Source organism: Arthrobacter sp. FW306-07-I (assembly GCF_021800405.1).
GTDB lineage: Bacteria > Actinomycetota > Actinomycetes > Actinomycetales > Micrococcaceae > Arthrobacter.
The window spans coordinates 1,482,913-1,503,234 of record NZ_CP084550.1; the positions used below are offsets into that span (position 1 = coordinate 1,482,913).

Consider the following 20,322-nt stretch of genomic DNA (forward strand, 5'->3'; position numbering starts at 1 on the left):
CCACCACTCCATCCCAGCGCAACAACGAAGGCACACCCTTATGTCCGACGGCACGTCCAGCGGCACCCCGTTGACCCGGCTCACGGAGCGATTCCAACAGCTCTTCCACCGGAACGGCCGCCCCACCCGCCTGCACCCTGCAGCGGTATGGTCCGAAGCCAGCAGCACAGCCCTCCAGGCCCTGACACCAGCCTGGCGGGCCGTCCGCGACACCTGGCTGAAGTATGCCTGGCCGGTGCTTTCCGTAGTCAGCATCCTGGGCTGGTCCGTCCTGGCCGCCGCCATCCTGCTCTGGACCACGGGCCAGGCATTCGGCTGGCAGGAAGCCACTGCGGCCTCCATTGCTGCCTTCGCCATGTTCGTGATCGCGGTGGCCTTCATCCTGGGCCGGTCCTCCTACGGGGTGGTCCTGGACCTGGCCCGCACGCGGGTCGCGGTGGGGGACAGTGCCGTGGGCAGCATTGCCGTCTCCAACACTTCCGCGCGGCCACTGCTGCCGGCCGCGCTGGAACTGCCCGTGGGCAGCACCACCGCGGTGTTCCACCTGCCGCGGATGAAGCCCGGGCAAGTCCACGAGGACCTGTTCACCATCCCCACCGCCCGGCGCGCCGTCATCGTGGTGGGACCGGTCCGCTCCGTCCGCGCAGACCCACTGCACCTGCTGCGCCGCCAGGTCCTCTGGACCGAGCCGGAAGACCTCTTCGTCCACCCACGTACCGTCGCCTTGGCAGGCTCGGCCGCAGGCTTCATCCGCGACCTCGAAGGCATGCCCACCACAGACCTCTCCAGCGCCGACGTTTCCTTCCACGCACTGCGCGACTATGTGCCGGGCGATGACCGCCGGCACATCCACTGGAAGACCACCGCCCGCACCAACAAGCTGATGGTGCGCCAGTTCGAGGAAACGCGCCGCGCCCACCTGGCCATTTCGCTGTCCATCAACACCGAGGAATACGCCTCCGAAACCGAGTTCGAGATGGCCATCTCGGTGGCTGCCTCCATCGGCCGCCAGGCCATCCGCGAGCAGCGGGAACTGGATGTCCTGACCCAAAAGGGGCCCCTGCGCTGCGAAACCGGCCGCAACATGCTGGACGACATGACACGGATCGTCGGCACTCCGATGCGCCGCACCGCCGTCGACCTCGCCCGGACCCTGGCCGACACCGTCCCCAACGCCTCCGTGGTCTTCTTCGTGGTGGGCAGCAACGTCACGGCGACCCAGCTCCGTTCCGCCGCCGCCTCGGTACCGCCCGGCGTGCGAAGCCTGGCCGTACGGGTGGAAGCCGGGGCGGCCCCCACCCGGGCCAACATCGCAGACCTTACTGTCCTGACGCTCGGCGACCTGGCCGACCTTGCCATCGTGCTGAGAAAGGCGGCCGCATGAGCACCGCACCGGGCCGTTCCCCAGAGACGTCCATCCCGCCCACCCGTACCCGCCGGAAAGCTGCCGCCCCGGAGTCGGCCTTCGCTGACGGGCAGCCGCTGTGGCACTTCCTGCTCGACGCCGGCGCCCTGGTGGTCCTGCTGGGCCTGGGCCTGCTTGGATTCGGCCTGAGCTTCGGCGGCGACCCCTATTACCTTCTGTCGGGATTCGGGGGCATCATCCTGGGCCTGGCGATTGGGGCGGCGAACGCCCACCTGCGCCTGGGCCTGCTGATTACCACTGCCCTGGCGCTGGCAGCGTACCTGGTGCTCGGCACCTGGCTGGCCGTGCCGGACGCCGCCATCGCCGGCTTCGTCCCCACCCTGGACTCGCTGCGCACCCTGCTGCTGGGCGTCGTCTTCGCCTGGAAGGACATGCTCACCGTGGGCGTACCGGTGGGCACGGCGGGCGGCGTGCTCATCGTCCCGTTCCTGAGCTCGCTCATCACAGCCCTCCTGGCCGCGCTCCTGACCTGGCGGCTCCGCAGCCCCTACCTGCCCCTCCTGCCGGTACTGGTCCTGTTCGTCACGGGCATCGCCTTCAGCACCAACGCCGCCTTCCTGACCCTGGAACGCGGCATCGGCCTGACCGTCCTCGGAATCGCCTGGGCAACCTTCCGCCGGGACGCCCTGCGCCGGAACAGCACCAAGCGGGTGGCGGTGAACAACCCGCAAAATGACAGTTCCACTGCGCGGCGGGCCAGGATCCGCCGGCTGGGCATGGCCGCCGGCGTCATCGCCGTCAGCGTGGGAATTACCGCGGTGGCTGCCCCGCTGGTCAGCGCCGGCGAGGACCGGAAAGTTCTCCGCAACGTGGTGGTGCCGCCGTTCGATCCCAAGGACTACATCACCCCGCTCGCCAGTTTCCGGACCTACGTGAAGGACAAGAAGGACGACACCCTGTTCGTAGTCAAGGGCCTCCCGCGCGATGGCCGGGTGCGCCTGGGAGCCCTGGATGCCTTCAATGGCACCAACTACAACATGGACCCCAACGGCTCAGGCAACTTCAGCAAGGTGGGCGACGCCAAGTCCATCAATACGCTCGCCGACACGTCCGGGGTAGTGCCCACCAACGACTACTCGATCAGCATCAGCATCGAGGACTACCAGGGCTTTTTCGTGCCCGGCGGCCGCAAGACCACCGGCATCAGCTTTGACCAGACCGGCTCCGCCGCGGCTGCCGGCCTCTACTTCAACCCGGGATCCGACACCGCCGTCTCCACCAGCGGGCTGTCCAAGGGCGACTCCTACACTGTCCAGGTCTCCGATCCCGTCAAGCTTGAGCACGGGCAGCTGACCCAGTACGACTTCGCCAAGGTCTCCCTCCCGGACCCCCTGGAGGTACCGCCGGTAGTAGGCTCACAGGCCAACGACCTGTCTGCCGATGCCCCGACGGCGATCGACCGGGTGCGCCAGATCGAGGCGCATTTCCAGAAGACCGGCGCCTTCAGCAACGGCCTGGTGAGCGAGGGGCAGCTGCCCAGCGTCTCGGGCCACGGCTCCGCCCGCATCCGCAGCCTGCTGACCGCCAAGCAGATGCTCGGCGACGACGAACAGTACGCGGTGGCCATGTCCCTGATGCTGCGGCACCTTGGCATCCCGTCCCGCGTTGTGATGGGCTTCTACCCGGAGCCGACCAGCCCCGAAAACGGTGCGGGCGAGGTAAAGATCACCGGCAAGGACGTCCACGCCTGGGTGGAAGTGGCGTTCGAGCGGGTGGGCTGGGTCAGCTTCGATCCCACCCCGCCCAAGGACAACATCCCCATCCCGCCGGACCCCGAAAGCAAGTCCAAGCCCAAGCCGCAGGTGCTGCAGCCGCCGCCCCCGCCGCAGGAGCCGGCGGACCTGCCGCCGGACTCCTCACCGGACGCGCTGGACGCGGACCAGAAGAAGAACAATCCGTGGCTGTTCTGGGGCGCGCTCCTGGGCGCCCTGGGCGTCGCCGCCATTCCGCTGGTCATCCTGGCACTGCCGCTGTTGCTGATCGCTTTGCTGAAGGCACGACGGCGGAAGTCGCGTTTCCGTGACGGCCACCCCGCCCAGCGTGTGGGCGGAGGTTGGAACGAGGTGGTGAGCCTGGCGACGGACCTGGGTGCCGCCGTCGACACCCGTTCGACACGGCGCGAAAGCGCCGCTGTCCTCGCCGAGGCTTTCCCCGCAACCTCGGGGACCACCACCATGCTGGCCCGCCGTGCGGACGCGTCAATCTTCGGGGCCGGGGAACCGACGGAGGAGCAGGTCCGGGAGTACTGGACGATCGTTGACGGGTCGCTCAAGGAGATGACATCCGGGATGGGCTTCTGGCGCCGGCAGCAGGCGCGGTTTTCGCCGCGCTCGCTGCTCGCCGACGCCCGGACGGCCATGAACTCCGGCAGGAGCCTCAAGCTGCGCGGCGGCCGATTGGCATTGCCGACGGTCCCTGGGATCCTTGCCGCACGCCGCCGCCGAACGTCCGGCAATGCTGATGCGCCGCCGCCCCGGGAGCAAGAACCCACCCAGCAAGGACCAAGCCAGCAGTGATGCCCGACGCCGAACGCTGCCCCCGCTGCCAGCAGCAGATCCGTGCGGGGGCCACCTTCTGCACTGCCTGCGGCGCGCCGCTGCCCAACCGGGCGGCGCGCCGCACCCGCACTCCGGACCCGCTTCCCGATCACGGCCCCAGTGCTGCCAGGGAGGCGCGCCCCGAGCATGCGCCGGGGATTCCCGGTACTATCCCGGTAGTAGAAAGGCCCCCGGCAGGTCAGCCGGCGGGCAGCGCATTGACGGGCCCTGTACGCACGGGCTCCGGGCCGGGCAGGACCGGAGGTTCCACGAAGGTGGAAACCGCTCCAGGGGGAGGAACGGGAATGGCAGTAAACCTTCAGCTTGTTCCGGCTACGGCGGGCAAGCGGCTTGGTGCTGCCGTCATTGACTGGCTGCCCGGGGTGGCGGTGCTGGTGGTGACGTTCGCCATTGGCTTTGCCGGCATCACGCGGACCAGGAGCGGCGGCTTCATTGTCTACGACACGTCGTCCCTGGTGCTTTTCGGCGGCATCGGCCTTGGCCTGACCCTGGCCTACCTGTTTGTCGTCCTCGGGCTGGAGGGCCGCAGCGGCAAGACGCCCGGCAACCTGCTGATGGGCATCCGCAGCGCGGACCAGGACGGCTACGCGCCCGGCGCCGGAGCTGTGTTCCTGCGCGGTCTCATTACCGGAGCCGGCGTCCTGCTGGCCTTGCTCGCGGCGGTGCTGGTGGTGGTGTTCAAGTGGTTTGACGTTGCGTTGTTCATTCTGGGGCCGCTGGTCCTGGTGGCTGCCGTCTGGGCTGTGCTGGTGGTTGTTTCCTGCACATGGGACAAGAACGGCGGGCTGCGCGGCTGGAATGACACCGCGGCCAAGACCTTGGTTTTCGACGTCAAAGCGGGCCGGGACCCCATCACCACGGGTGGCATCCAGGGGCCCTACAGCTTCGCGCCCTTGGACCTTCCGCCCGTCCAGCAGGTGCTGTCCCCGGTTGCTGGAGCCAAAGCGCCGCACGCGGCAGGATCCCGGGCATCGGCGTCCGGGATATCGGCGTCCCCAACAGCTTCATCCCAGCCACCGGCATCCTTCACGCCGGCACACTCCGCGCCGGCGCCCGTCGCGCCCCAGCCTGACGTGACCCAGGCCGCGGCGCCCCCGGCAGTTGCAGCCCAAGCACCCCAGGCACCTGCGCCGTCGGCCGCCCTGCCATCCCAGACCATGCCGTACACCTCGCCGGCATCCTTCGCGCCGCCGGCCGGTGGCACGCCCGCCGATAGCGCCCCTGCTGCTGGTGCCCAGGTTTCGCCGGCAGGCTTCGAGCAGGCTAGCGCGCAGTCCTTTGTGCCTGCCGGCGCTGCCTCCGGTCACCGGATGCCCCCACCGCATGTGGACGACGACGTCGAACGCACCCAGGTGCGCCCCGGCACCAATCGGCCGGCCCAGGCCGCAGTCCTGCGCATCCGCCTCGACGACGGCAGGGACTTCCAGCTGGACCGCAGCGTCCTAGTGGGCCGCAACCCCGTGGGACAGGTCGGGGAACAGCATGCCCAGCTGCTGGCCGTGGACGATCCCGGCCGCTCCATTTCGAAGACGCACCTGCACCTGCTCACCGACGGCGCAGGCATCTGGGTGACGGACCGGCACTCAACCAACGGAAGCGCCGTCACCACCCCGGACGGGCTGCGCACCCCGCTGGTGCCGGGCGTCCCCACCTTTGTTACCCCGGGATCCAGCGTGAATTTTGGAGACCGTACCTTTTACCTAGGACAGGCATGAACCAGCACCCCGCCAGTGTTTCCTCCACCATCCAGCCGGGGCCGGGCCTTAGCCTCTCCTGCGGCTACGGGACGGACAGGGGGCTCCGCCGGGAGCTGAATGAGGATTCGTACATAGCCGCCGATCCAGTCTTCGCCGTGGCCGACGGCATGGGCGGCCACGAAGCCGGCGAGATTGCCAGCGGCCTGTGCGTGCGTGCCCTGGCCGAGATGCCCCAGGTCACCACGGGGGAGCGGAACATCACTGCGTCCGTCCTCCAGCAGCACCTGGTCCGCGCCGACGCCTCCATCCGTGAAGCCGCCGGTGCCCGCGCCGGTACCACGCTGACGGGCGCGGTCATTGTGGAACAGATGGGCATGCCGTACTGGCTGGTGATGAACATCGGCGACTCCCGCACCTACCGGCTCAGCCTGGGACGCTTCGAGCAGATCAGCGTGGACCACTCGGAAGTCCAGGAACTGGTGGACGCCGGTGAAATCACCCCCCAGGAAGCCACCGTCCACCCGCGCCGGCATGTGGTGACGCGGGCCTTGGGCACCGGGGATGAGACGGAGGCGGACTACTGGCTCCTCCCCGTCGAGGAAGGCGACCGCGTGCTGGTCTGTTCCGACGGCCTGACCGGCGAACTGGCAGACGATGACATCCTCCGGATCCTCAGCACCGTGCCAGACCCGCAGGACGCCGTGGACGCCCTGATCCAGGCGGCCCTGCGCAACGGCGGCCGTGACAACGTCACCGCCATCGTGGTGGACGCCCGCAACGTGGCGAACGACGACGGCGCGGGCACCACGGCGCCCCGCCACACCACCGCTGACGGGGACGAAGTGACGCTGCCGCGCCCGCAGTCCTCCGAGGCCGTGACAGAACCGTTGCCCGAACCGCTGGTGGACGGCACGGCATTGGAAGCAAGGACCGCGCTGACTGACGGCACTTCGCTCGAGGAAGAGCCGGGCGATGACCGGCGCTAGCTACATTCCCGGCGGCTGGTTGGGCATCGTCCGGTCCCGCACCGCAGTCCTGCTGGGACCGGAGGCGCCCGCTGAACTGGCCGGTGCACTGTGGGAACTCCTGGCCGGCCGGCCCGAACCGCACGAGGTCCTCGCTGCCGTGACCAGCAGCTCCGGCGGGTCCCTTACTCGCATTCCGTCCTTCGCCATCCTCGATTTCAACGGATCGCTGCGAGTGTTCCTGCGCGGCGCCGTCGACCTCACCATCGAACAGCCCGGCGGAGCGGTGGACCTTGACGGCAGGGACGTGACCACCTGGAACGAACGCAAGTTCGTGGTGCCCGGCACGTGCAGGGTCGGCATTGCGGACGGCGGCACCGAAGGCAACGGTGGTCCACAGAACGCTGCGGGCCCCGAACTGCCGCTGGGCGAGGGCGTGGTGCTGCTGCGGTCCCTGACCTTTGGAGCGCCCTCTGGTCCGGCTGCCGTCGATGGCCCCGCCGCCGTGGATGGCGCGGCGGACGGGAAAGGCCCGGCGGCTGCGAACGGTAAGGACGCAGCCCAGAGTTCCACCGCTCCCGACGGGCCATTCGCAGTGAACGCTGCCGGGGAAGTGGACGGCATGGGCGAAGTGAACGGTATCGCCGACGCCATCCATGGTAACGAGACAGTGGTGGGAGTCATTGACGAGGACCTGGACACGGACCAGCCCGAGGACCCTGCCCCTGACTTTAACGACGAACTGGACGCTGATGCTGACTTGAACGACGACTTGGAGGGGGAACGCGCGGAAGAAGCGAACCTGCCCCAGGCATTCGCCGCCGAGGCTCTAGACCCCGAGGCTCTTGACCCAGACGGCCTTGACCCAGACGCCACCATCGCTCCGGGCGCCATCATCGACGCTGATGATGAACTGCTGGGAGCACCTGCCACTTTGGGACCGGTTAGCGACGGAACGGCGGGGCCGGAAAGCGAGCCCATCGACGCCGCTCCGGCGGAGGAACTCACCAGCTCCTACGACCACCTCTGGGACCGCACTGTTATGCGGAACATTGAGGACGCAGCGGTGCGCGAGGAACCCGACGCCGACTCCGGCCACGTGGTCCCGCAGCAACCACCGGCCCTGCCCGCGGCCGAACCGCTGGCCGCCCTTGGTTCGGCGGAGGATGCCAGCCCGCAACTCCCGGCAGCCGGCTCCGGGTCCGCAGGGGACCCCCGCGCTGGCACCCGCGCTGACGACCCGGCAGCAATTGGCCCGGACACCGGAGCAGCGCCTCCCACGCCCCGCCCTGCTTCCACGGGCCTCATCGATTCCGTGCCCTGGCGTACCGGCGGAGCAGCGTCAACACCCACCCCGGAAACTGCCCCATCGCCAAGCCCCGGCACGACACCGTCACCGGCAGCTGGGCCCCCCGCTTCAACCGACGGCGGACCCGCCGGCGCAACCCAGGGACCACATCAGGCCCAGCCGGAGGTTGGCTTCGATCCCGACCACGATGGCCAGACGGTCATGAAGAGCAGCCTCCCGGGAGCAGGTCCGGGCCTGGCCGCGAACCCGTCGGCCGCGCAGCGGGATGCAGGCGACGGCCCGGTGGTACTGGCCCGCGTATGTTCACAAGGCCACGCCAACCCGCCCACCCGTGCCCAGTGCAGCGCCTGCGGTGCCGCACTGCTGCCCGATGCCGTTCAAGTGGCACGTCCCCGGCTGGGCCGGATGCGGCTGTCCACCGGCGAACTGCTGGACCTGGACCAGTCAATGGTCATCGGCCGCCAGCCCTCCGTCTCCCGGGTCCAGGGCGGGATCATGCCGCGCCTGGTCCAGGTGGCAAGTCCCGGCGGTGACATCTCACGGTCCCATGTTGAGGTGCGGCTCGAGGGCTGGCACGTCATGCTTTGCGACCTCAAAGCCACCAACGGCACCGTCCTGGTCCGCGAAGGCCAGCCGCCGCGCCGGCTGGCCCAAAACGAGATGGCCATCCTGCTCGACGGCGACATCGCGGAGCTGGGCGACAACATCTCACTGCGTTTTGAGGAGATTCCGTGAATTCCAAACGGCCCGTCGCGCCGCCGCCCCGCATCCCGGGGTTCACTTACATCAGCCTGCTGGGATCCGGCGGCTTCTCCGACGTCTACCTGTACGAACAGGACAGGCCGCGCCGGAAGGTGGCGGTCAAGGTACTGCTCTCCGACCTGAAGACGGAGGGCGCCCGCCGGCGGTTCGAGTCCGAGGCCAACCTGATGGCCCAGCTGTCCTCGCACCCGTACATCGTCACCATCTTTGAAGCGGAAGTAACCGACGACGGGCACTCCTACCTTGCCATGGAGTACTGCTCCCGGCCCAGCCTGGATGTCCGGTACCGGCGGCAGCGCTTCAGCGTCGACGAGGTCCTGGCGGTGGGCATCCAGGTGGCGTCCGCCGTCGAAACCGCCCACCGCGCCGGCATCGCCCACCGCGACATCAAGCCAGCCAACATCCTGGTCACGGACTACAACCGCCCGGCCCTCACCGACTTCGGCATTTCCGGAACCCTGGCCGGGGACGCGGACGACGACTCCGGAATGTCCATCCCGTGGTCCCCGCCGGAGCAGTTCCGGGACGGCCCCGTAGACGGCATCATGGTGGACGTCTGGGCCCTGGGCGCCACGCTCTACACGCTGCTGGCCGGACGCTCGCCCTTCGTCATGCCCGGGGCGGACAATTCGCAGCGCGAGCTGATCAACCGGATCAGCAACACGGCCCTGCCGCGGCTGGGCCGGGCCGATGTGCCCGAGTCCCTGGAACTGGCGCTGGCCACGGCCATGGCCAAGTCACCGCAGTCCCGGTACTCGTCGGCCCACGCCTTCGCCCTGGCCCTGCAGCGCATCCAGGCCGAGCTCAACCTCTCGGTCACGCCCTTCGAGGTCCTGGAGGAGCCCCAGCAGGACGAGGGCCACCCGGACGACGGCACCGAGGAGACCCGCGTCCGCAGCATCGCCGCGATCGACCCGGAAGGCACCGGCAGCGCCCCCACTTTCCCGGCACGCACCCGCCCCAACACGGCCGGGGCCAATCATCCTGGGGCCGCAACCGACGCGACGGGACGCAGGACAGGCGCCGTCCCGCCGTCGTCCTTCACCCCTGCAGCCCCCAGCCAATGGCGGCCTGCCCCGGCCGTTCCTTCCATCCCGGCAAGTCCGACAGGAGCACCGGGCTCCACCGGAACACCAGTAGCCGACGGCGACGGGCAGGGGGAGTGGGCCCAGTCCACCATCCTGCGCGGCAGCCCGGGAGCGGTGAACTACGGTGCGCCGGTAACCGACGCCGGGCAGGACGCCTACACTGCGGACGCAACAGTCCAGCGGGCCGTAAAAGTGGACGAGCCGCAGGCGGCACCGGAAGCAGACCACGGGAAACGCAACCTGTGGCTGGCAATCACCGGCGGCACCCTCCTGGCGCTGGCGGCGGTGGTGGGCATCGTGGTGGCCAACGCCGCCCCGGGCCCGCCCAAGACCGTGGCCACCCAGCAGGTGACCAAGCCCCCTGCGGACGCTTTGGACAACGGCACGGTGCCCGACGTCGAAGGCCTCAAGGGATCCATCGGCGGCGACGGGGAGGCCAGCTTCACCTGGACCAACCCGCAGCCCAAGGAAGGGGACACCTACAAATGGAAGGTGTACACCATGGGCGGGAACAGCGCTGAATTCCACGCAGTGGATAAGCCACCGGTCAAGATCCGGCCCAACCCGACCGGGCAGACCTGCATCCAGGTGATGATCGTCCGCTCCGACGGCGCATTCTCACCCATGGAGGGGAACTCCATCGCCTGCACCGGCCAGTGATGTCACTGCGCCGGCACATGGCATGCCGGCATCGGCACGCGGCAACAGCACACCACCAGTACTCCGGTTACCGGAACAGTTCTGCCTTAAGGAGGCGTGGATCATGGGGGATCTAGCAATAGACTTCTGCGGCGAATGGTATGAGCCATCGGACGACGACATCTTCAACATCGGCCGCGAGGGCGACCTTGAAGTGGATGACAATCCGTACCTGCACCGGCAGTTCCTGCAGGTGGCCCGGTACGACGGGATCTGGTGGCTCAGCAACGTGGGCAGCATGCTCTCCGCCACCGTTGCCGACGCATCCGGCGGCATGCAGGCCTGGCTGTCACCCGGCGCCCGGATTCCGCTGGTGTTCAGCCACACCAACGTGATCTTCACCGCCGGACCCACCACGTACGAGTTCGCCGTGCACCTGAAGACGCCCTCCTTCCGGCAGGAAGCCCGAGAAGGCGCCAGCAGCGGGGACACCACCATCGGCCCGGTGGTCTTCACCGACGCCCAGAAGGCGCTGATCGTGGCGCTCGCCGAGCCGGTGCTCCGGCGCGAAGGCACCGGCTTCAGCACCATCCCCTCCTCGGCGGCGGCCGCCAAGACCCTGGGATGGGCGCTGACCCGCTTCAACCGCAAACTCGACAATGTCTGCGACAAGCTGGACCGGGTGGGCGTGGTGGGGCTGCGCGGCGGCGGCGGCAAGCTGGCCACCAACCGCCGTGCCCGCCTGGTGGAACACGCCGTCACCACCCACCTGGTGACACCCGATGACCTGTACCTGCTCGAAAAGATGAGGGGCGTGGACGAAGGATGAGGATCCGGCTGACACTCCGCCGTGAACCCGCCGACGCCAAGGACCTGGCCGTCACGGTGGACGGCATGGCCACCGTGGCCGATATCGCCACCGTGTTGTGGGCGGCAGACCCGGACCGCAAGGGCACGCCCGCGCCGGACAACCTGTCCCTGCGGATCGATGAGGCCTTCGTGGGCGCCGGCATCAGCGGAAACATCCTGGCCCGCCAGGACAACCTCCTCGAATCGGGCCTGCGCCCCGGCTCTGTGGTCTCCCTGGCCCAGGTGAGCGAACAGTTCCACGAACCAGGGGCGAACCGGGGCCCGGCAGCTGCCACCCTGCGGGTGCTGTCCGGGCCCGACGTCGGCCGCGAATTTTCGCTGCCCACCGGCACCAGCTACATCGGCCGGGACAGGGACGTGGACATCCGGTTGACGGACCCACTCACGTCAAAGCGGCACGCCCGGATCACGGTGGGCGAGAGCATCGAAATCGTGGACACCAACTCCGCCAACGGGCTCCTCATGGACGGCCTGCCCGTCACGCGCGCCACCCTCAACTCCTCCGACACGGTGACCCTGGGGGACACCACTGTCACCGTGGTGCCGCTGGGGCACAACCATGCGGCAGCACCGACGTCGCCCCTGGTGGATTTCAACCGCTCCCCGCGGGTGGTGCCCCGGTTCGAGGTACCCAAGCGGGTCCTTCCCGCCGGGCCCAAGCGTCCGGAGGACCAGCCCTTCCCCTACATCATGCTGGTGGCGCCCCTGATGATGGGCGCGGTCATCTTCGCGGTGACGCAGAACGTGCTCTCCATGGTGTTCATGCTGATGATGCCCCTGTTCATCGTGGGCCACTACGTGGACACGAAGATGCGGACCCGGAAGCAGCAGAAGGAGCAGCTCAAGCAGTTCCGTGCCTCCATGGCTGCCTTCCGGCAGGACCTCACCGAGCTTCAGCAGGTGGAACGGGCGGTCCGGCTGCAGGAAGCGCCGTCCGTCAGCGACACGGTGGATGCCATCTATAAGCTTGGGCCGCTGCTGTGGACGCACCGGCCGGAGCACTCGTCCTTCCTGGGCCTGCGCTTTGGGCTTGGAACGGCGCCGTCGCGCATCCCGCTGGAAGAACCCTCCAACAACGACACCGAGGTCCAGTACGCCCGCGAGATCCAGGACTGCATCAAGCAGTTCAGCGAGATCGAAGGCGTTCCCCTGGTCTCCCAGCTGCGCACCTCCGGCGCCCTGGGCATCGCAGGGGCCCGCGGCCTGGTGGACGACGTTGCCCGCGGCATGGTCCTGCAGCTGGTGGGCCTGCATTCCCCGGCCGAGGTGGTCCTCACCGCCATCACGTCCGCCCAGTCGCGGGAACGCTGGAACTGGCTGCAATGGCTGCCGCACGTCGGATCCGGCCACAGCCCGCTGGGCGGGGACCACCTGGCGGCCGGTTCGGCCGGCGGGTCCTCCCTGGTGGCCAGGCTCGAGGACCTGGTCGACGCGCGTGAAGCAGCAGCCAAGCGGACCGCGCCGGACCTGCGGCCCGGCATCGACCCCGTCAAGCACGAGCTGGAAGAGCCGGTCCTGCCCTCCGTGCTGGTCATCGTGGAAGACGACGCCCCGGTGGACCGCGGCCGCCTCACCCGGCTGGCCGAGCGTGGCCCGGATTCCGGCGTCCACGTCCTGTGGGTGGCCACCGACATCCAGGCCCTTCCTGCAGCCTGCCGCGACTTCATGGTGGTGGACGGCGACCACGGCACCACCACCGGCCAGGTCCGCCTGGGCCGCCACACCTACCCGGTCAGCTGCGAAAGCGTGGACGCGGAACTCGCCGGCCAGCTGGCCAGGATGCTTGCGCCCGTGGTGGACGTGGGCAAGCCCGTCAATGACGACTCCGACCTGCCCAGGGCTGTTTCCTACGCCACGCTGATCGGCAAGGACTTCCTGGACAACCCGCAGGCCGTGGCCGAACGCTGGACCGAAAACAACTCCGTGCACGCTAGTGCCGTGGCCAACCGCAAGGACAACGGCACGCTGCGGGCCCTGGTGGGGTCCAAAGGCATCGAACCGCTGTACCTGGACCTGAAAAACGAAGGACCGCACGCGCTGGTGGGTGGCACCACCGGCGCCGGCAAATCCGAATTCCTGCAGTCCTGGGTCATGGGCATGGCCGCGGCGTACAGCCCGGACCGGGTCAGCTTCCTGTTCGTGGACTACAAGGGCGGGGCCGCGTTCGCGGACTGCATCAACCTTCCGCACACCGTGGGCCTGGTGACCGACCTGTCCCCGCATCTGGTACGCCGCGCCCTCACGTCGCTGCGCGCCGAGCTGCACTACCGGGAACAGCTGCTGAACCGGAAGAAAGCCAAGGACCTGCTGGCCCTGCAGCGGGAGGCCGATCCCGAGGCGCCGCCGTACCTGATCATCATCGTGGACGAGTTCGCGGCCCTGGCCAACGACGTTCCCGAGTTCGTGGACGGCGTGGTGGACGTGGCTGCCCGTGGCCGCTCCCTGGGCCTGCACCTGATCCTTGCCACGCAGCGGCCAGCCGGCGTCATCAAGGACAACCTGCGCGCCAACACCAACCTCCGCGTGGCACTTCGCATGGCGGACGAGGATGCCACCGACATCCTGGGTGTCCCGGATGCCGCCTACTTCGACCCCGCCATACCCGGCCGCGGCGCCGCCAAGACCGGCCCCGGCCGCATCCAAGGGTTCCAGACCGGCTACGCGGGGGGCTGGACTACGGACAAGCCGCAACGCCCGCAAATCGACATCGTGGAGATGGCCTTCGGTTCCGGTCCCAGCTGGGAAGCGCCGGCCCCCGACAAGCCGGTGGCCCAGGAACCGGCCGGACCCAACGACATCGCCAGGATGACCTCAACCATCGTGCACGCCGCGGACACCCTGGCCATCCAGCCGCCGCGCAAGCCGTGGCTGGATGAGCTGGCCAAGACCTACGACTTCTCCAAGCTCCCCAACCCCCGCACCGACGAACAGCTCCTGCTCGGGGTGGCCGACGATCCCGTCCACCAGGACCAGCCCACCGTGTTCTACGAACCGGACCGGGACGGCAACATGGCCATCTATGGCACCGGCGGTTCCGGCAAGTCCGCGGCCCTGCGCGGCATCGCCATCGCAGCCGCGGTCACCCCGCGCGGCGGCCCGGTCCACGTGTACGGCATCGATTGCGGTTCTTCGGGGCTGCGGATGCTTGAGGAGCTTCCGCACGTGGGCGAGATCATCAACGGCGACGACGTGGAACGCGTCGGGCGCCTGCTGCGGCTCCTGCGGGACATCGCCGAACTGCGCTCGGCCCAGTTCGCCGAGGTCCGTGCCTCCACCATCGTGGAGTACCGGAAGCTGGCCAACCGGCCGGATGAGAAGCGCATCTTCGTGCTGGTGGACGGCATGTCCGCCTTCCGGGAGGCGTACGAGCACAGCAAGCTCTCCGGGCTCTGGGACATCTTCCTGCAGCTGGCAACGGACGGCCGCACCCTGGGCATCCACCTGGTGGTCACGGGGGACCGGCCCAACGCGGTCCCCGCATCGCTCCTGGCCTCCATCCAGCGCCGGCTGGTCCTGCGGCTCTCCAACGAGGACGACTACATTTCCATGGATGTGCCCAGGGACGTCCTCACCGCCAACTCGCCTCCGGGCCGCGGACTCCTGGACGGACTCGAAGTCCAGCTGGCAGTCCTGGGCGGCAACTCGAACCTGGCCCTGCAGGCCAGGGAAGTCCACAAGCTCAGCGAAGCGATGCTCCGGCAGGGGCTGGGCAGTGCTCCCGGCATCGAGCGGCTTCCGGAGCAGGTGGACCTGGACGTCCTGCCCGCCGGCAGCCCGGACCTGCCCGTCGTCGGCGTGGACGACGAGTCACTGCAGCCCGCCGAGATCATGGCCCGCGGCCCGCTGCTGCTGGCCGGCCCGCCCGGCGCCGGACGGACCGTAGCCCTGGTCACCCTGGCCTACGCGCTGCGGCGGTCCAACCCCGCCACTGAGCTGATCTACCTCGGATCCCGCCGGTCCGCCGTCGCCTCCCTCCCCATCTGGAACCGCTCGGTAGTGGGGCCGGACGACCTCGCCGAGGTGGTGGAGGACCTGGTCGAGCACTCCACCGGAAATCCGGGGACCGTGGCCTTCTTCATCGAAGGCCTGACCGAGTTCACCGACACCATCGCCGAGTCGGGCATGGCGCAGCTGGTCACCGCCTCGCTGAAGGCGGACCAATGGGTGGTGGGCGAGTCTGAATCCTCCACCTGGTCCAGTGCCTGGCAGCTGGCCCAGCCCTTCAAATCCGGGCGCCGCGGGCTGCTGCTCAACCCGGGGGACATCGAGGGCGACAGCCTGCTCAACACCTCGCTGGGCCGCGTCAGTCCCGAGTTCATCCCCGGCCGCGGCTACGTGGTGGGACGCGGCAAGGCGCGGAAGATCCAGGTGGCGCTGCCGCCTGAAAACCGGGACTGAACAGCCCGGACAACCGCGGGGCCGGCACCGTTGCGGATTTGCGGCCCCGCAGGGCGCTGTAGAAGACTACCGGGGACACCAGAAAGCCGTGGTGGGGGGCTGCGCGCATCGAAAGGTAGCAATGACCCCGTCCGCACCGTTCCGCCACGCCGTTTCGACGACGGCACCCGCAGCCGTCCTGGCCCTCGCCTTTGGCTTCTTCCCAGCAGGCTCGGCACTCGCTGCAACCACTGCACCCTCGCCCGCTCCGGCGTCCGGCACGCAGGCCACCGACTGCGGGCTGATCTGCCTTCCCATCCTTGCCAGCAGCCCGGACACGGGCCAGAACGGGCGGCCGCGGAAATCCAAGGAACCGGCTCCGCCGCCCGCCCAGCCGGCACCCCCTGCCGAGCCGCCCGCCCAGCCTGCCCAGCCCCAGCCTCCGCAGGCAGATACAGCCCCGCAGCCCGCTGCCCCGGCACCTGGTCCCGCCGCGATCCCTGCCACCGCAGGGGCGGACCTGGATGAGCCCCCGCCTGGCACCGCCTCGGCCGCAGCCGGTTACCGGCCTCCAACCGGTCCGTCCAGCGGCCAGGACTGGAACAGCCCCGTCACCCGGTCCGCCGCGCCAGCGCAGTTGGCTGCCGCAGCCCCTGTCCGGGGCCAGGCCCCCGGCGGCCCGGCCCTGCTGCCCATCGCCGCCGGAACGGTGCTGCTGGCCGTGTCAGCCGGCGCCTTTGCCTGGTGGACGCGCAACCGGCTCCGGTCGCACTGACCTGTTCCTGCGGCAACACTGCCTGGCTTCGGCGCTTCCCGGCCGCAGCGCTTACTGCCTGCCGCGCGGGCCTGCCGGGTGGCTGTCGGAGGTGTAGGGCAAGATAGGTCTGTGAGCACAGGACCAGGACCCGCAGAAAAGACCGCCACCCGGACCCCGGCACCGCACGAACCAGAGGCGATCCCCACCGAGGCCGTCCGCGAGGAATACGAAAACCTTGCGGACCTGGTGCGGAAGTATCGGTTCGCGTACTACCAGGAGGATGCTCCGCTGGTGTCGGACGCCGAGTTCGATGCCCTCTTCCGCCGGCTCGAGGAGATCGAGGCGCTGCACCCGGAACTGGTGGCCAACGATTCACCAACCCAGGAAGTGGGCGGCGAGGTCTCCGCCGCATTCGCGCCGGTGGAACACCTGCAGCGGATGTACAGCCTGGAGGACGTCTTCTCGCTGGAGGAGCTTGAGGCCTGGCTCAACCGGGCCGAGGCCAGCATCGAAAAAATCGGTGACGGCAGCGCCAAGGCAGCCTGGCTGACCGAACTCAAGATCGACGGCCTGGCAGTCAACCTCCTGTACCGGGACGGCAAGCTGGTGCGTGCCGCCACCCGCGGCGACGGCACCACGGGTGAGGACATCACCCACAACCTGCTCACCATCAAGGAAATCCCGCAGGAACTGCGCGGTACTGGCTTCCCGGCCGAGATGGAGGTACGGGGTGAGGTCTTCATCCCGTCCAAGGCCTTCGCCGAGTTCAACGAGGCACTGATCCAGGCCGGCAAGGCGCCGCTGGCCAACCCGCGGAACGCGGCAGCCGGGTCGCTGCGACAGAAGGATCCGGCCGAGACTGCCAAGCGGCCGTTGAAGATGTTTGTGCACGGCATCGGCGCCCGGGAGGGGCTTGCGGCCGGCAGCCAGTCGGAGACGTACGGGCTGCTCAAGGACTGGGGCCTGCCGGTCAGCCCGTACTTCGAGGTGCTGGAGACCCGCGACGACGTGCTGGGCTTCATCAAGCGGTACGGCGACCAGCGCCACAAGCTGCTCCATGAGATCGACGGCATCGTGATCAAGGTGGATGATTTCGCCACCCAGCGGGCCCTGGGCAACACCACCCGCGTTCCCCGCTGGGCCGTGGCCTACAAGTACCCGCCCGAGGAAGTCCACACCAAGCTGCTGGACATCCAGGTCAACGTGGGCCGCACAGGCCGCGTCACCCCCTACGGCGTCATGGAGCCGGTCAAGGTCGCCGGTTCCACCGTGGAAATGGCCACCCTGCACAACCAGGACGTGGTCAAGGCCAAGGGTGTCAAGATCGGCGACATCGTGATCCTGCGGAAGGCGGGGGACGTCATACCCGAGATCGTGGGCCCGGTCCTGAACCTCCGCGACCAGCAGGACCCGCCGGTGCGCGACTTCGTCATGCCCACCGAATGCCCCTCCTGCGGCACGCCGCTGGCCCCCGCCAAGGAAGGGGACGTGGATGTCCGCTGCCCCAACGCCAGGTCGTGCCCGTCCCAGCTGCGCGAACGGGTGTTCCACGTAGCGGGCAGGGGTGCGTTCGACATCGAGGCCCTGGGCTGGGAAGCCGCCATCGCCCTGACCCAGCCCGCGGAGCCCGAGGTGCCGCCTCTGACTTCCGAAGCGCGGCTGTTCGAGCTCACCCCGGAGGACCTGGCCGGCGTCCGGATCCGGCGCGAAAAAAAGGTCAAGGGAGTCCCTACAGGCGAGTACGAGCTGGTGCCGTACTTCTTCAGCAAGGGCACCGCCAAGTCGCCCTCCAAGCCCACCGCCACCACCCAGAAGCTCTTCAAGGAACTCGAAAAGGCCAAGACCCAGCCCCTGTGGCGCGTGCTGGTCGCCTTGTCCATCCGGCACGTTGGTCCCCGGGCATCGCGGGCCCTGGCCCAGGCGTTCGGCTCCATGGACCGCATCCGTGCAGCCTCCGAGGAGGAACTGGCCCACGTGGACGGGGTGGGACCCACCATCGCCGCCGCCCTGAAGGAATGGTTCGCCGAGGACTGGCACCTGGAGATCATCGACCGCTGGGCAGCCGCCGGTGTCCGCATGGAGGACGAACAGGACGAGTCCATGCCGCGCACCCTCGAAGGGCTCACCGTGGTGGTCACCGGCTCCCTGCCCAACTTCAGCCGCGACGAGGCCAAGGAGGCCATCCTGCTCCGGGGCGGCAAGGCCGCGGGGTCCGTTTCCAAAAACACCAGCTACGTGGTGGCCGGCGAAAGCGCCGGCAGCAAGCTGGACAAGGCAGAGCAGCTGGGGATCCGGGTGCTGGATGAGGATGGGTTCCGGCAGCTGCTCGACGGCGGCCCGGCCGCTTTGGGCGACCCAGCAGCAGCGGACGAAGACGAGACGGAAGACGCGGCAATCGAAGACGAGACTGGGGAGAACGAATGACATCCGCTTCGGAACTGCTGGAGGTGGCCCGGAAGGCTGCCGCCGCAGGTGCCCACGTCCTGTCCGGCCGCGACGGCAACGCCCTGGACGCGAGCAACAAGGGGGCGGCAGGGGACTGGGTCACCGCCTACGACGTGGCAGCCGAAAGTGCGGTGCGGGACGTCATTTCCGCGGCCCGGCCCGGCGACAGCGTCACCGGTGAGGAGCAGGGAACCACCCGCCCCGCCGATCCCACCGGCTACCGCTGGTCCATTGATCCGCTGGACGGCACCACCAACTTCATCCGCAATATCGTCTACTACGCCACCTCGGTGGCTGTGGCGGATGCCGACGGCGTCTGGCAGGCCGGCGTTGTGGACGCGCCTGCGCTGGGCCGCGTGTACTACGCTGCCCGCGGCCAGGGTGCGTGGCTGGAGGAGCGGGGCGTCGTCACCAGGCTCGACGGCCCGGTTCCGGGGCGCGCCGGGCAGATCCTGGCCACAGGGTTCAGCTATGAACCCGAGATCCGCGTCCAGCAGGCTGCGGCCTTCGGTACTTTGATGGACGGCTTTGCCGATGTCCGCCGGCTTGGCTCCGCTGCCCTTGACCTGTGCATGGTGGCCGATGGAACCCATGACGCCTACGGCGAGCGGGGACTGAACGAGCACGACTTCTCGGCCGGCGCCCTCATCGCGGAGGAAGCCGGCTGCTGGGTTCGCAGGCCGCGCCTCACCAGCCCCCTTGACGGCGGCCCCACGGACGATGAGCGACTGGACGCCTGGACCTGCGCCGCCAGCCTGGAACTGTCCGGCAAGTTCCCGCTGTAGGGGCGGGTTCCCGGCAGCGGCACGTGCTCCCGTCGCCCGTAGTGATAGTTCGATCACGGAAAGCGCTGTTCCGCCCGAGGGCAGGCACGGGAGCTACTACCATTGACGGGTGCACAAGCAGTTGACCATCCGTCCCGCCGTCAAGGCCGATTTCGCGGCCGTCGCCCGCATCACCGGCGACTCCTACCTTTCCGCAGGCTACTTTGACGACCCCGCCCACCCGTACATGGTCAAGATCATGGACGTTGCGGCCCGCGCCCAGCAGGCCACCATCTGGGTGGCAGAACGGGAAGGAACCGTCATCGGTTCAGTCACGCTGGCGCTGGCCGGGGAACCGTACGCGGACATCGCCCTGCAGGATGAGCTTGAATTCCGCATGCTGGTGGTGGACCCGGCCGTCCAGCGGAGCGGTGCCGGCCAGGCCATGGTGGACGCCATCCTTAATCACGCGAAAACCCTTCCCGGTATCAAGGCAGTGTCCCTCACCACCGGCCAGGCCTGGGAAAGCGCGCACGGCCTGTACCGCAAGACCGGGTTCCAGCGCGTGCCCGAGCGGGACTGGTTCGTTCCCGGCACCGACACAAAACTGCTGGTTTATCGGCGCGACCTGTAGCAGCCCTACAGTGGTGGCGACCCATTCCAGC

Annotated in this window: 12 protein-coding genes; all 12 read left to right on the forward strand. The window is 68.9% G+C overall.

Going from position 1 to position 20,322, the window contains the following annotated elements:
• The first annotated feature begins 40 nt into the window (after positions 1-40).
• The 12 genes from LFT46_RS06815 (at position 41) to LFT46_RS06870 (ending at position 20,291) form a co-directional block, all read left to right on the forward strand.
• On the forward strand, positions 41-1,384 hold the full coding sequence (locus LFT46_RS06815) for a DUF58 domain-containing protein (RefSeq protein ID WP_236821663.1): 1,344 nt from the start codon (positions 41-43) through the stop codon (positions 1,382-1,384).
• Complete coding sequence (locus LFT46_RS06820; protein WP_236821664.1) at positions 1,381-3,942, forward strand: transglutaminase-like domain-containing protein; 2,562 nt, start codon at positions 1,381-1,383, stop codon at positions 3,940-3,942. Before LFT46_RS06815 ends, LFT46_RS06820 begins: the two co-directional genes overlap by 4 nt.
• Complete coding sequence (locus LFT46_RS06825) at positions 3,942-5,699, forward strand: RDD family protein (RefSeq protein WP_236801787.1); 1,758 nt, start codon at positions 3,942-3,944, stop codon at positions 5,697-5,699. The genes LFT46_RS06820 and LFT46_RS06825 overlap by 1 nt, the downstream gene beginning before the upstream one ends.
• The gene (locus LFT46_RS06830; RefSeq protein ID WP_236801788.1) at positions 5,696-6,667 is read left to right on the forward strand and encodes a PP2C family protein-serine/threonine phosphatase; all 972 of its coding nucleotides are present in this window, start codon (positions 5,696-5,698) and stop codon (positions 6,665-6,667) included. Before LFT46_RS06825 ends, LFT46_RS06830 begins: the two co-directional genes overlap by 4 nt.
• A complete protein-coding gene (locus LFT46_RS06835; RefSeq protein ID WP_236821665.1) occupies positions 6,654-8,690 on the forward strand; it encodes an FHA domain-containing protein in 2,037 nt (678 codons plus the stop codon). The genes LFT46_RS06830 and LFT46_RS06835 overlap by 14 nt, the downstream gene beginning before the upstream one ends.
• Positions 8,687-10,465, forward strand: a complete 1,779-nt coding sequence (locus LFT46_RS06840; RefSeq protein WP_236821666.1) for a serine/threonine protein kinase — start codon at positions 8,687-8,689, stop codon at positions 10,463-10,465. The genes LFT46_RS06835 and LFT46_RS06840 overlap by 4 nt, the downstream gene beginning before the upstream one ends.
• 103 nt (positions 10,466-10,568) lie before the next feature.
• Positions 10,569-11,273, forward strand: coding sequence for a hypothetical protein (locus tag LFT46_RS06845; RefSeq protein ID WP_236821667.1), 705 nt, complete (start codon positions 10,569-10,571; stop codon positions 11,271-11,273).
• On the forward strand, positions 11,270-15,712 hold the full coding sequence (locus tag LFT46_RS06850) for an FtsK/SpoIIIE domain-containing protein (protein ID WP_236821668.1): 4,443 nt from the start codon (positions 11,270-11,272) through the stop codon (positions 15,710-15,712). Before LFT46_RS06845 ends, LFT46_RS06850 begins: the two co-directional genes overlap by 4 nt.
• A gap of 121 nt (positions 15,713-15,833) precedes the next feature.
• Complete coding sequence (locus LFT46_RS06855) at positions 15,834-16,466, forward strand: hypothetical protein (protein ID WP_236821669.1); 633 nt, start codon at positions 15,834-15,836, stop codon at positions 16,464-16,466.
• Positions 16,467-16,577: 111 nt separating this feature from the next.
• A complete protein-coding gene (ligA, locus tag LFT46_RS06860; RefSeq protein WP_442863680.1) occupies positions 16,578-18,872 on the forward strand; it encodes an NAD-dependent DNA ligase LigA in 2,295 nt (764 codons plus the stop codon).
• On the forward strand, positions 18,869-19,678 hold the full coding sequence (locus LFT46_RS06865) for an inositol monophosphatase family protein (RefSeq protein WP_236821670.1): 810 nt from the start codon (positions 18,869-18,871) through the stop codon (positions 19,676-19,678). The genes ligA and LFT46_RS06865 overlap by 4 nt, the downstream gene beginning before the upstream one ends.
• 109 nt (positions 19,679-19,787) lie before the next feature.
• On the forward strand, positions 19,788-20,291 hold the full coding sequence (locus LFT46_RS06870) for a GNAT family N-acetyltransferase (protein ID WP_236821671.1): 504 nt from the start codon (positions 19,788-19,790) through the stop codon (positions 20,289-20,291).
• The last annotated feature ends 31 nt before the right edge of the window (positions 20,292-20,322 follow it).